Annotated in this window: 12 protein-coding genes; 7 read left to right on the forward strand and 5 right to left on the reverse strand. The window is 56.2% G+C overall.

Annotation, left to right across the window (positions count from 1 at the left end; translation table 11 throughout):
* Positions 1-94: 94 nt before the first annotated feature.
* The 3 genes from dnaG to rpsU all read right to left on the reverse strand — a co-directional run bounded on the left by dnaG (position 95) and on the right by rpsU (position 3,014).
* Complete coding sequence (gene dnaG / locus ABMA60_RS09465; protein WP_392802021.1) at positions 95-1,984, reverse strand: DNA primase; 1,890 nt, start codon at positions 1,982-1,984, stop codon at positions 95-97.
* A 325-nt stretch (positions 1,985-2,309) separates the two neighbouring features.
* On the reverse strand, positions 2,310-2,756 hold the full coding sequence (locus ABMA60_RS09470; RefSeq protein ID WP_392802024.1) for a GatB/YqeY domain-containing protein: 447 nt from the start codon (positions 2,754-2,756) through the stop codon (positions 2,310-2,312).
* A gap of 42 nt (positions 2,757-2,798) precedes the next feature.
* A complete protein-coding gene (gene rpsU, locus ABMA60_RS09475) occupies positions 2,799-3,014 on the reverse strand; it encodes a 30S ribosomal protein S21 (protein ID WP_108126214.1) in 216 nt (71 codons plus the stop codon).
* Between the two features lie 215 nt (positions 3,015-3,229).
* Between rpsU and tsaD the strand changes: the two genes are divergently transcribed.
* Genes tsaD through folK form a run of 3 tightly spaced genes read left to right on the forward strand, consistent with a single transcriptional unit; the run spans position 3,230 to position 5,153 of the window.
* Positions 3,230-4,270 (forward strand): tRNA (adenosine(37)-N6)-threonylcarbamoyltransferase complex transferase subunit TsaD, encoded by a 1,041-nt coding sequence (tsaD, locus tag ABMA60_RS09480; RefSeq protein WP_392802026.1) that lies wholly within the window; start codon positions 3,230-3,232, stop codon positions 4,268-4,270.
* Positions 4,267-4,623, forward strand: coding sequence for a dihydroneopterin aldolase (gene folB / locus ABMA60_RS09485; protein WP_392802028.1), 357 nt, complete (start codon positions 4,267-4,269; stop codon positions 4,621-4,623). Before tsaD ends, folB begins: the two co-directional genes overlap by 4 nt.
* Positions 4,623-5,153 (forward strand): 2-amino-4-hydroxy-6-hydroxymethyldihydropteridine diphosphokinase, encoded by a 531-nt coding sequence (gene folK, locus ABMA60_RS09490; RefSeq protein WP_392802031.1) that lies wholly within the window; start codon positions 4,623-4,625, stop codon positions 5,151-5,153. The genes folB and folK overlap by 1 nt, the downstream gene beginning before the upstream one ends.
* A gap of 17 nt (positions 5,154-5,170) precedes the next feature.
* Here folK and ABMA60_RS09495 read toward each other — a convergent pair whose 3' ends face one another.
* Positions 5,171-5,683, reverse strand: a complete 513-nt coding sequence (locus ABMA60_RS09495; protein ID WP_392802034.1) for a sugar O-acetyltransferase — start codon at positions 5,681-5,683, stop codon at positions 5,171-5,173.
* 31 nt (positions 5,684-5,714) lie between these two features.
* A complete protein-coding gene (locus ABMA60_RS09500) occupies positions 5,715-6,368 on the reverse strand; it encodes an arylesterase (protein WP_392802036.1) in 654 nt (217 codons plus the stop codon).
* Between ABMA60_RS09500 and ABMA60_RS09505 the strand changes: the two genes are divergently transcribed.
* The 4 genes from ABMA60_RS09505 (at position 6,367) to ABMA60_RS09520 (ending at position 12,373) form a co-directional block, all read left to right on the forward strand.
* Complete coding sequence (locus ABMA60_RS09505; RefSeq protein WP_392802039.1) at positions 6,367-7,071, forward strand: ABC transporter ATP-binding protein; 705 nt, start codon at positions 6,367-6,369, stop codon at positions 7,069-7,071. The two genes, ABMA60_RS09500 and ABMA60_RS09505, sit on opposite strands and share 2 nt — an antisense overlap.
* Entirely contained in the window at positions 7,068-9,560 is a 2,493-nt protein-coding gene (locus ABMA60_RS09510; protein WP_392802041.1) for an ABC transporter permease, read from the forward strand. Before ABMA60_RS09505 ends, ABMA60_RS09510 begins: the two co-directional genes overlap by 4 nt.
* A gap of 243 nt (positions 9,561-9,803) precedes the next feature.
* Positions 9,804-10,427 carry a peroxiredoxin gene (locus ABMA60_RS09515; RefSeq protein ID WP_392802044.1) on the forward strand — a complete coding sequence of 208 codons (624 nt, stop codon included), beginning with the start codon at positions 9,804-9,806 and terminating at the stop codon, positions 10,425-10,427.
* Between the two features lie 266 nt (positions 10,428-10,693).
* Entirely contained in the window at positions 10,694-12,373 is a 1,680-nt protein-coding gene (locus tag ABMA60_RS09520) for a ShlB/FhaC/HecB family hemolysin secretion/activation protein (RefSeq protein WP_392802047.1), read from the forward strand.
* The last annotated feature ends 45 nt before the right edge of the window (positions 12,374-12,418 follow it).

The raw sequence follows: 12,418 nt of genomic DNA on the forward strand, positions 1-12,418 counted from the left end.
AACAGCTTGGCCCGGTAGCAGCCAAGGCGTTTCGGTGATGAAGTCAGTCAGTCCGCCCTGGCCGAAGTCAGTATCGGTCGGTCTAAACTGCCCATCACAGCTTGCGTTGCTTTTGCAGCTCTAGGAAGCGCTGCTTCTCAGCCTTCGTCAGTGAAGGATCCAGGTTGTTGATGCGCTGTTTCAGCGCCTCATACTCCGCGTGGGGAGCCCTCTTTTTAAGGGCGACCAGCAGTTTTTCAAGTTCTGTCCTGGCAAGCTCGGTGGCATCGGTGGTCTCACCTTCCAGTACGCGATGCTCCAGCCACAGATAATCCGAGGCCGCGATGGGCGCCAGAGTTTCGCGTAAACCATGCTGACAAAGATAGTCAAAGGCATGGTACAGATCGTTGCCGGGCGCTTCCTGCAAAAGCCCGACCACTTGCGTCAGCAGGCTTTTGCCTTCCTGCTCCGGCAGTGTTTCCAGCGCCGCCAGGTCCAGTTCGTGGGCCATTTCCGGATGGCGAATGAGCCAGGCCAGACAGCGATGCACCAGCGAAAAGCGCACGCCCATGCCACTTCTCAGGGCCTGGCTGTTAGCGCCTGCGTCGCGATAGGGCGGCGCCTCGTCATAAGGCCCATAGTCGTCCGGCGGCGGTTGATCATAGGCCGGCATTGGCTCGGGTTCAGCCGTGGCCGGTTTGATCGGCTTGTAGCTGCGCAGTATCTGTTCGACCGGTAAACCGACCAGGTTTGATAACTGTTGCAGCAGCAATTGATGCAGCACGCCTTCGGGCACCTGATCGATCCAGCCACGGGCGATACTTGCCAAGCGCGCTTTGCCATCCAGGCTAGAGGTATCGGCCTGAGACTGCAGATGTTGAAACAGAAAATCCGGCAGGCTCTGCGCCTGGCGGGCGCGGTGCATAAAGCCGTCGTAACCTTCCTTGCGCACCAGGCTGTCCGGGTCTTCGCCGTCGGGCAGGAATAAAAAGCGCGCCTGCTGGCCGTCACGAATTTCCGGCAGGGTGTTCTCCAGAGCGCGCAGGGCGGCGCGGCGACCGGCGGCATCGCCATCGAAGCAAAAGACGATTTCCGGCGTCAGTTTGAACAGCCTTGAGACGTGCGTCTGGCTGGTGGCGGTGCCCAGTGTTGCGACGGCATTTTTGACGCCGAACTGCGCCAGCGCCACCACGTCCATATAGCCCTCGACGATGATGATGTTGTCGAAATTGCGCAGCGCCTGACGCGCTTCATACAGGCCGTAGAGTTCCTGGCCTTTGTGGAAAATCGGCGTTTCCGGACTGTTCAGATATTTGGGTTTGCCATCGGGCGAGAGTACCCGGCCGCCAAAGGCGATGGTGCGGCCACGCAGATCCCGAATCGGAAACATCAGCCGCTCGCGGAAGCGGTCGTATTCGCGGCCGGCGTCGTTGCGAATGGTCATGCCGGTGGCCAGTAACTGGCTGCGGTTTTCGTCGTTGTCGCCGAAATGCTGAATCAGGTTCTGCCAACCGGCGGGCGCGAAACCGATCTGGTAGCGCTGCACCACCTCTTCGCTGAGGCCGCGATTGAGCACGTATTGCTGTACTTCACCGGCTTTGGGGTGGTGATACAGCTGGTGAGCAAAATAGTCGCCACAGCTGCTCATTAAATCGTAGAGACTGCGCTGACGTTTTTGCCGCTCGCGTTGTTGCGGCGATTGCTCTTCGCGTGGCACATCGACGCCCGCCAGACGCGCCAGTTCTTCCACCGCTTCGGGAAACGGCAGGCGTTCGTATTCCTGCAAAAAGCGTAAGGCGGTGCCGGAAGCGCCACAGCCGAAACAGTAATAGAACTGCTTGGCCGGGTTGACCGAAAAGGACGGTGATTTTTCGTTGTGAAACGGGCAGCAGGCCCAGTGATCTTTGCCTTTACGCTTGAGCGGCACGCGCTGACCGATGACTTCGACGATGTCGGTGCGTTCGAGCAGATCGTCAATAAAGTCGTTGGGGATCAGGCCGGCCATGCGTTCCTCAAAAAGCGTGAGCAATCAGTTCGATGGTTCAAATCACCACTGAACGAAGCGGCTGGGTGGTGGGTGCAGATTTCGGCGGCGTGCTCAGCATGGATGCTGAGCTCGAGTCTACAGGGATGTATTCACGACGTCCGACGAAAGCTGTGCGCACCAGTCAGGCGCGTCCGCCAGGCAACTAAGGGGCAAGCATAACGCAAGCCGTGGTAGTTGGTAGAGCGGAGAAAATAGATAACGTTGGAAGTTCTGATAGTTCGGTTGATCACTCAACCCTTTAACGATCGGGTTGATGCTCAACTATTTACGATCGGGTTGATACTCAACCCAGGCGGGCTTTGATGGTCTTGCTGACCGCGCCCATGTCGGCTCGGCCTTGCAACTGGGGTTTCAACACACCCATGACCTTACCCATATCCTGCATGCCGCTGGCGCCAGTCTGGCTGATGGCCTGATCGACCAGGGCGTTGATTTCGTCTTCGCTAAGTGCCGCAGGCAGAAAAGTGGCAATCACCTCCATTTCTTCCCGCTCAACTGCGGCCAGATCGTCTCGATTCGCAGCTTCAAACTGCTGGATGGAATCGCGACGCTGCTTATTCATCTTGTCCAGGACGGCCAGAACTCGGGCATCGTCCAGCTCGATTCGTTCGTCAACCTCGATGCGTTTGAGCTCAGCAAGGATCAGGCGAATGGTGCCCAGGCGTGCCTTTTCTTTGGCACGCATGGCGTCTTTCATTGCTTCCGTGATCGTATGCTTGAGCTCAGACATCGTCGGTTAACCCACTCGAAACCGGCTTTTAAAAGGTATTGATCAGTAGAGACGGACCAGGCGCTTCTGTTCACGCTGCAACTTCTTGGCGTGACGCTTAACGGCGGCAGCGGCTTTGCGCTGACGAACCCAAGTGGGCTTCTCATAGTGTTCGCGACGACGAACTTCAGACAGCACACCGGCTTTTTCGCAAGAACGCTTGAAACGACGCAATGCGACGTCGAATGGCTCGTTTTCTCTGACTTTTACGCTTGGCATTCAATCAACCTTTGTTTGTGGGTTTGGCCTCAACTCAGGAAATACGGGCGTTTCGCAACCCCCTGAATTTGAGGCGCGCAATTTTACGTCGCCCTCTGCCGGGTGTAAAGCCTGGGTTCCTTTATCGGTGGTGCTTCATTACACTGCGCAGCGCTGTTCCGACCGGAACTAAGACCCTAAACGATGATCCCTAAGTGACTGACTGTGGAGCCCGGATGCGCGTTCTTGGTATCGAAACCTCCTGCGATGAAACCGGTGTTGCCCTCTACGATACGGACAGCGGACTCTTGTCTCATGCGCTGTTCAGCCAGGTGGCCATGCATGCCGAGTTCGGCGGCGTGGTGCCGGAGCTGGCCTCGCGCGACCATATTCGCAAGTTGGTGCCGCTGATTCGACAGGCGTTCAAAGAGGCCGATCTGCCCTTTGGCGAGGTCGATGCCGTCGCCTATACCGCCGGACCTGGCTTGGTAGGTGCCTTAATGGTGGGCGCTTCTTTGGCGCGTTCGCTGGCCTGGACCTGGGAAGTGCCGGCGCTGGGTGTGCACCATATGGAAGGTCATTTGCTGGCGCCGATGCTGGAAGAGAATCCGCCGCGCTTTCCCTTTGTCGCTCTGCTGGTCAGTGGCGGCCATACCCAGTTGGTCGATGTGCGCGCTGTGGGTGAATACCAACTGCTCGGCGAAAGCCTGGACGATGCTGCCGGTGAAGCCTTCGACAAGACCGCCAAGATGATGGGCTTGCCCTATCCTGGTGGGCCGCTGCTGTCGAAACTGGCCGACACCGGTACGCCCGGCGTCTTCGAGTTTCCCCGTCCCATGGTCGACCGGCCGGGCATGGATTTCAGCTTCTCTGGTTTGAAAACTGCGGTGCGCTTAACCGTGGCCGAACATGCCGTCGACGAAAGCGTGCCTGAAAGCGTCATGGCCGATATCGCCTGTGGCTTTCAGGAGGCGGTGGTCGATACGCTGGTGATTAAATGTCGACGTGCGTTAAAAGCCACCGGGCATCGCGCTCTGGTGATTGCCGGTGGCGTCAGCGCTAACCGGCGGTTGCGCGAGAAATTGCAGGCCATGGCCGATGATCAGCGCTGCAAGCTGTTTTATCCGCGTTTGGAATTCTGCACCGATAACGGCGCTATGATCGCCTACGCCGGTGCGCAGCGCTTATTGGCCGGTCAGCACTCGGATTTGTCGATCGACATTAAAGCGCGCTGGCCGTTAGACAGCCTGGAACCTATCGCTGCGGAGTCGTTATGACCGATCGCGTCTTTCTCGAAGGCTTAAAAGTTGAAACGCTGATCGGCGTCTACGACTGGGAACGTGAGATCCGCCAAAACCTCTGGCTCGATTTATCGCTGGCCTACGATTGCGCGCCAGCCGCCGTGAATGACGATATCAGCAAGGCGCTCGATTACGACGCTCTGTCGCGCCATATTCGCAGTTGGGCGGCCGAGCAAAGCTTCGAGCTGATCGAAACCTTCGGCGAACGGCTGTGCCAGGAAATTCATCGTTTTGCTGGCATTACTGACATCGAATTACGCATTAATAAAGCTGGCGCCGTGGCCGATTGCCAGGCTGTCGGCATCCGCATAAGGCGAACCTTCCCTTGATGGAAAGAACCGAGACTAATGCTGCCGTCCTTGATGTTGCCTTGAGTCTGGGCAGCAATATTGATCGTTACCGTCATATCAGCGGCGCTCTGGATGCGCTGACTGACGCCTTTGGTGAGCTGCTCTGTTCGCCGGTCTATGAAAGTGAATCGGTCGGTTTCGATGGCAGTCCGTTTTTGAATTCGGTGGTGCTGATTCGCACCGCTCAGCCGCTGGCTGAGATAGTGCGTTTGCTCAAACGCATCGAAGACGATCACGGTCGTAATCGCAGCGGCCCCAAATTCAGTCCGCGAACCCTGGATATCGATGTGCTGACTTACGGCGATGTGGTCGGCGAGTTGGATGGCGTTGAATTGCCGCGTGCCGAGACCGCCGAGAATGCCTTCGTGCTCAAACCCATGGCGGATATTCTGCCTGACACCCGCATGCCCGGCAGTGAGCAAAGTTACGCTGAGCTGTGGGCGGCCTATCCCAAAGACCGCCAGAAACTCTGGCCGGTCCCTTTCCAATGGCGCGATCAGTCGCTGTAATTCCCTAGCTTTATTACTTAGCCAAAAAAACGCTCCCCGGCCGCTACATCGCGCCGCACCACTGTGTTGGCGGCGATGATGGCGTCATCGCCAATGCGGATGCCGGGCAAAACCTTAGCACCGCCTCCAATCCAAACTCGATTACCGATACGTATTGGCTTAGCGAAGCATTCGCCGGCAGCGCGGGCGATGGCGTCTCTGGGGTGGTCGATGGTGTAGAGATGAACGCCCGGGCCGAGCAGAACGTCGTCACCAATATGGATGTCGGCGGCGTCGAGCAGAATGCACTGGAAATTAATGTAGACGTTCCGACCGAGGTGAATCTGGCTGCCATAATCACACTGGAAGCCGGGCTCGATGACGGCCTGGTCATGTACTGCAAAAAGCCGCGTGATATGACGCAGATTGCCCTTGCTGGGATGGGCGTTAAAACGCGCGCAGGCCAGGCGGGCGGTTTCGCGGCGCTGGCGTAAATCGGCGTCTTTGGCATCGAAGGGCAAGCCCTCGCGCATGCGTTCGAACTCGGTCATAACCGGCCTTCGGTGCGTTGTAATCTTTCTGTCAAGATGACCTCTCGCTCAGGGCGGCGGCGACCAGCGGCCATACATTGTCCAGCACCTGAGGCTGGGCGGCGGCGGTCGGATGCAGACCATCGTCCTGCATAAGGGCATCGGTCAGCGCCACGCCTTCGAGCAGGAAAGGCAGATAGCGTAAGTCGAATTGCTCGGCCAGATCGGCGTACTGCTGAAAAAACGGCTCGGTGTAACGGTTGCCAAAATTAGGCGGCAATTGAATGCCCAGCAAAATGACCTCGGCGCCGGCGCGCTCGCTCAGTTCAATCATGCGGCTGAGGTTGGTGGTGATGCGCGGTACCGGATAGCCGCGCAGGCCGTCGTTGGCGCCGAGTTCGAGCAGCACCAGATCCGGTTGATGTTGTTCCAGCAAGGCAGGCAGACGATCGAGCCCGCCGCGCGAGGTTTCGCCGCTGATACTGGCATTAATGACTTGGTGCGAAGCGTCCTGTTGGTCGAGTCGCTGCGCCAGCAAGCTGACCCAGCCATCTTCCGGGTCAATGCCATAGCCGGCGCTTAGGCTGTCGCCCATCACCAAAAGGGTGGCGGCACGGGCCGGGGCTGACAAAAAGGTGGCAAGAATCAGAACAGTGGCCACGAGGCCGCTGACAATCCATTTGCTCTGTAGAGAAGTAACGCTCATGACAACGGAATCCAAGGCGATGATCGAGACCCGGCAGCTTAAACAGGAAGTGCCCAGCCGGGAAGGGCGCTTAGTCATCCTTAAAGGCATCGATATGCGCATCGAACGCGGTGAATCGGTGGCCATTGTCGGCGCGTCCGGCTCCGGTAAATCGACACTGCTGGGCATGCTGGCTGGCCTTGATCGGCCGTCCAGTGGTGAAGTCTGGTTGGGCGGTCGCGAGATCACCGCTCTGGATGAAGAACAGCGCGCTTTATTACGTGGCGAGTTGGTCGGTTTTGTGTTCCAGAACTTTCAGTTGCTGCCATCGCTGACGGCGTTGGAAAACGTCATGTTGCCATTGGAAGTAAAAGGCGTTCGCGATGCCGAGACGCGCGCGCGTGACTGGTTGCAGCGCGTCGGTCTCGATGGTCGTGAAACCCACTATCCTTTGCAGTTATCCGGCGGCGAACAACAGCGTGTAGCCGTCGCCCGAGCCTTCGCCAGCGAAGCGCCGATTCTGTTTGCCGACGAACCCACCGGCAACCTCGATACCCGCACTGGTGAGACCATCGCCGATCTGTTGTTTGACTTAAACCGCGCCAGCGATACCACTCTGGTGCTGGTCACCCACGATCCCAAACTCGCCGCACGTTGCTCGCGACAACTGGAAATGAAAGCCGGCGAACTGGCTGAGCTTTTCAGTGAGGAGCAGCCAGCGTGAATTTATCGTTAAAACTGCTGTGGCGTGATTGGCGCGGCGGCGAATTAAACGTGCTGATCGCGGCCTTATTAGTGGCCGTGACCACAGTTACCAGCATCGGTTTATTCACCGATCGCATCCGCAATTCCATCCTCGATGAAACCGGCAGTTTGCTCGCCGCCGATGCGCAGATACGCGGCGGTTCACGCCAGACCATCGATGACGCCGTACGCGAACAAGCTCAGGCTGCCGGTCTGCAAACCGCCGATATGGTGACCTTCCAGGCCATGGCGTTCGGTGCCGATGGCAACCTGCAATTGAGTTCGGTCAAGGCGGTATCCAGTGCCTATCCGCTTAAAGGTGAGGTGGTGTTGGCGGACACTCCTTTCGGTGTGGGTCAAGCGATTACCTCCGGTCCGGCACCGGGTGAGGCCTGGCTAACCTCGCGTTTGTTTCCGGCGCTCGGTATCAACATCGGCGATACTATTGGTTTAGGCAATACAGAGCTGACCGTCACCGCCGCTTTAATCAGCGAACCCGATAGTGCCGGCTCCTTCTTTGGCGTCGGTCCTCGGGTGCTGATTAACGTTGCCGACATTGACGCCACAGGTGCGGTGCAGCTGGGTAGTCGAGTGCGTTATCGGTTATTGCTTGGTGGTGATGTTGCCGGTTTCCGCAATCAGTTCGAACAGAACTTTGGCGACAACTCTGACTACCAATATCGCTGGGTGGACCCCAGCGACGCCAACGACGGCATCACCTCCGCTTTGGAACGCGCGGAAAGTTTTCTGATGCTCGCCGGCTCACTGGGTGTGATGTTGGCGGGCGTTGCCTTGGCGCTGGCATCGCGACGTTACGCCGACCGTCAATTAGGTCACGTGGCCTTGCTGAAAACTCTGGGGCTGACGCCGCGTCGTATCGCCTGGCTTTACGCCGGTAATTTGCTGGTGCTGGGTGTGCTGGTGGTCTTTGCTGGTTTGGCTTTGGGTTGGTTTTTGCACTGGGGCTTTCTCGAACTGGCGGGTGATCTGCTGCCACGTGAATTGGAACCCGCGGGCATTCGGCCATTGTTGATCGGCTTTGTAACCGGTCTGATTTGTTTGCTCGCTTTTGCCTTTCCGCCGGTCTGGGTATTACGCCATACGCCACCGGCGCGGGTGCTGCGATCGGAACTCGAAGGCGGCACGCTCGGCCGCCGTTTAACGCTGGCCTTAGGTGCGGCCGCTGTGGTGGCGCTGGTCTGGTTGTACAGCGGTGATCTGTGGTTGACGGCGGCCTTGCTTGGCGGTGGTTTGGTGACTGTTCTCGGCGTCTCGGTCTTGGCGGTTTTGCTGATCGCCGTGGTGCGTCGTTATGGCAGTCGTCTGGGCACGACCTGGCGTTTGGGCCTGGCCAGCTTGCAGCGTCACAGTCGGCAAAATGCTTTTCAAATCATGGTGTTCGCCATCGCCTTGATGTTGTTGTTTGTGCTGACGCTGTTGCGCTCGTCGCTTATTGGCGAATGGCAAAACCAACTGCCCGAAGGCGCGCCCAATCATTTCGCCTTTAATTTATTCGAAGATGAGCGACCCGGCTTTGAAGCCGTGCTCGATGGCGCCGATGTAGAGCGCGAACCTTTCTACCCAATGATTCGCGGTCGTTTGACCGAGGTAGAAGGCGAGTCCATGGAGGCTCGTCTGGAGCGTCTTCAGCCCGAAGGCGATGACTTCCGTCGCGAACTGAACCTGACCTGGAGTGACACCCTGGCCGACGATAACGAAATCGTTGCCGGCGACTGGTGGCAGGATGGCGATGCCGAATTATCGCGCGTCTCGGTGGAGGAAGAATTTGCCGAAGATCTCGATATTAACATCGGTGATGAGCTGAGTTTCGATATCGGTGGTCAAGCGGTTACCGCCGAAGTGGCCAGCATTCGCTCGGTGCAATGGGATTCAATGGCACCGAATTTCTACATCATTTTCAGTGGTCCAATACTTGAGGGCTCTGGCGCGGCTTACCTGACCAGCTTCTATCTGTCGCCGGAGCAGAAACCCATACTGGCCGAGTTAATGCGGCAATACCCGACAGTCACGTTGATTGAAGTAGACGCCATCATCAGCCAGATCCAATCCATCGTCGGCCAGGTCACCGTTGCCGTTGAGTTCATTCTGGCGCTGGTGCTGGTGGCCGGCTTTATCGTGCTGCTCGCCAGCGTCCAGGCGACGCTCGATGTGCGGCTGATGGAAAGCGCTATCTTGCGAACGCTGGGCGCGAAAGCAGCGCTGGTTCGTGGTGGTTTATGGATTGAATTTTCAGCCCTGGGTGCGCTCGCGGGGTTACTTGGCGCCTTGGGTGCCGAAGCCGCGCTGGCCTATTTCCAGGTGGAGATGCTCAATCTGGAGTGGACACCGCACACTTTGCTTTGGATCACGGGCCCGTTCATCGGCGCTGTGGTGATTGGTGCCATCGGCGTGGTTTCCACTCGCAGAGTCATCAAGGCGCCGCCGATGGTGGTGCTGAAGTCAGTTTGAACCTTGCAAAGTGGATCGGTGCTTGAAGGCGCCGGTCCAAGCCCCCATTCTGTAGGGCGCAGTAAGCCGGTGATTGATTGACAGAGTCGAAGATGGTGATAGCTATTTGCTATAACCTTTATAGAGGTCCATGTCATGAGTTGTCATCACAAAGACCGTATTCTTAGGCTGCATCAATGCATCGGCGATGCCCCGATTTTTTGACCCTAAACACACCATAATTGGATCCGACAGGAGTCTCGTATGAGCGTATTGCTTGGACGTAAAGCCCCCGAATTTGTAGCCCCCGCCGTACTGGGCGACGGCCAGATCGTTGACGACTTTAACTTCGCTGAAACCATCAAGGGCAAATACGCCCTGGTGTTTTTCTATCCGCTGGACTTCACCTTCGTATGCCCGTCCGAGCTGATCGCTCTGGACCACCGCGTTGAAAAACTGAAAGAACTGGGCGTTGAAGTCATCTCTGTTTCTGTTGACTCTCACTTCACCCACAACGCCTGGCGCAACACCCCGATCAACGAAGGCGGCATCGGCAAAGTGAAGTACACCATGGTTGGCGACATGAACCATGACATCACCAAAGCCTTCGGCGTTGAGTCTATCGGTGGTGACAGCTACTACCCGCCTGGCGTCGCTTTCCGTGCGTCTTTCGTCATCGACAAGCAAGGCGTGGTTCGGGCTCAGCACATGAACGACGAACCGATCGGCCGCAACATCGACGAACTGGTCCGCGTGGTTGAAGCGCTGCAGTTCTTCGAAGAAAACGGTCACGTCTGCCCGGCAGGCTGGCAGAAAGGCGATGCCGGCATGGTTAACACCCCGGACGGCGTTGCTGAGTACCTGGGTACCAACTCTGAGAAGCTGTAAGGTTGTTTGAGCTTTTCAATTAAACCCGGCATCAGCCGGGTTTTTTGTTTTATGGCTTGCTCGAATAATTGAAATCCTAGTTTTAACGGCTTAATTCTCCGCTCATTGCTTTCCTAAAGATGGTCATTATTGAAAGCTACCTTTAGTATCCAGCCCGACCCCTGTGCCAAACTGAATGAACTTGGGGTAAAGGAGCTAAGGGTTTGTTGTGTTGTCTTTCCAATCAATCTGTTCGCAGCGATAGTCGTCCATCCATTCGAAGTGCGTTGTTCGTTCTGTTTATTGCGCCGGTATGCGCATGGTCAGCTCAAGCCCCCAGCCAGGAAACGCTGGATCGCAGTGAGCAAGAATCACTGGAGCAGTTCAGGCGCTTTGAGGGTTGGCAGGACGAACTGAATGAGCGCTTCCTGAACGAACCCGATATTTTTCTCGACACACCACAAATTCCTTTAGCCGAAGAGCCTGAAGAGGAAGCTGGTCCGTGTTTCCCAATCACTGAAGTTCGACTGGTGTCGGATGAGTATGACCGCTTTCAGTGGTTGGAAAAAAATCTCAATGAAGGGTTGCCACCGGACAACTGCATCGGTGCTGAAGGTATAAACCGCATGATGACTGAAGCCCAGAATGCCGTTATCGGTGCGGGCTTTGTAACCAGCCGCGTGGTAGCCGAAGCTCAGGATATGAATTCCGGTGTGTTAAGCCTGACGTTATTGCCGGGTTATGTCGAAGACATTCGTTTTGTTGAAGGTGTACCGAGGCGCGCTACCTATTGGAATGCACTGCCTATGCGCCGCGGAGACTTGTTAAATCTGCGTCATATTGAACAGGCGCTGGAAAACTTTAAGCGTGTGCCGTCGGTGGATGTGAATATCGACATCGAACCGGGCGAAGAGCCGGGCTACAGCGATCTGGTGATTCAATGGAGTCAGGGTGACCCCTTGCGAGTGACTGAAACCTTGGATAACAGCGGCAGTGAGTCGAGCGGTATTTATCAGGCCGGTGTCACCATTAATTACGATCCTTACTGGGCGTTTAACGACTTATTTTATTTAAGTTATACCCAGTCGATTGTATTCGATGTTGATGATCATGGATCGCAAGGCGTGAACGGTCACTATTCCATCCCCTACGGCTATTGGTTATTGAGCTTCAACGGCGGGATCAGCGAAAACTTCCAGATGGTTGAAGGCGTGATCGAAGACTATAAATACGGCGGTACCAACGCCAACCAGAGTGTGAAAGTCGAGCGAACCCTTTTTCGTAACGACCGCAATAAGTTATCTGGACATCTGAGTGTTCAGGCGCGCCAGTCGGCCAACTACATCAATGATGTTGAGATCGAAGTGCAGCGCCGGCGCAGCAGTTCGCTGGAGGCGGCCTTAAATCATCAGTTGTTTGTTGGGCGGGCGACGCTTAGTTCCGGTCTGACCTACAAACTGGGATTAATGGCATTTGGCGCAATAGAAGATCCAGAAGTTACGCGCGGAGATGGCGTAGAAAACCCGCAATGGTTCATGATGAATACCGGCTATCGCCAACCCTTCCAGTGGCTTAACCAAAACTGGAGTATCGACTCGCAAATAAAAGCACAAGCTAATATAACCCAGTTGATACCCCGTGATCAGTTCTCCATTGGCAGCGCCTATTCAGTGCGAGGATTTAATGGTGGGTTCAGTGGCGAATCCGGTTTTTATTGGCGTAATGATCTCACCTGGGTTGTGCCTGCTTTATCATATCTGCCGGGTAACGGTCACCAACTGACGTTGGGCCTGGATGCCGGAACCATCTTCGCTGAAGACCAGTATTTAGCAGGAAGCAGCCTGGGTTTGAAAGGCCAGCTATGGGGCCTGTCTTATGAAAACAGCCTCAGTTTTCCGTTGGTTTCTCCTGAATCTTTGGAGACCGAAGGGACGATTTATCGCTTTCAGATATCGAAGTCTTTTTAGGGGTGTCGGTTTTTTGGCACTCGAATATTTAAGCCTTATCAAAGG

Origin of the sequence: Saccharospirillum sp. HFRX-2, from assembly GCF_043196805.1 — a bacterium.
Taxonomy (GTDB): domain Bacteria; phylum Pseudomonadota; class Gammaproteobacteria; order Pseudomonadales; family Natronospirillaceae; genus Saccharospirillum.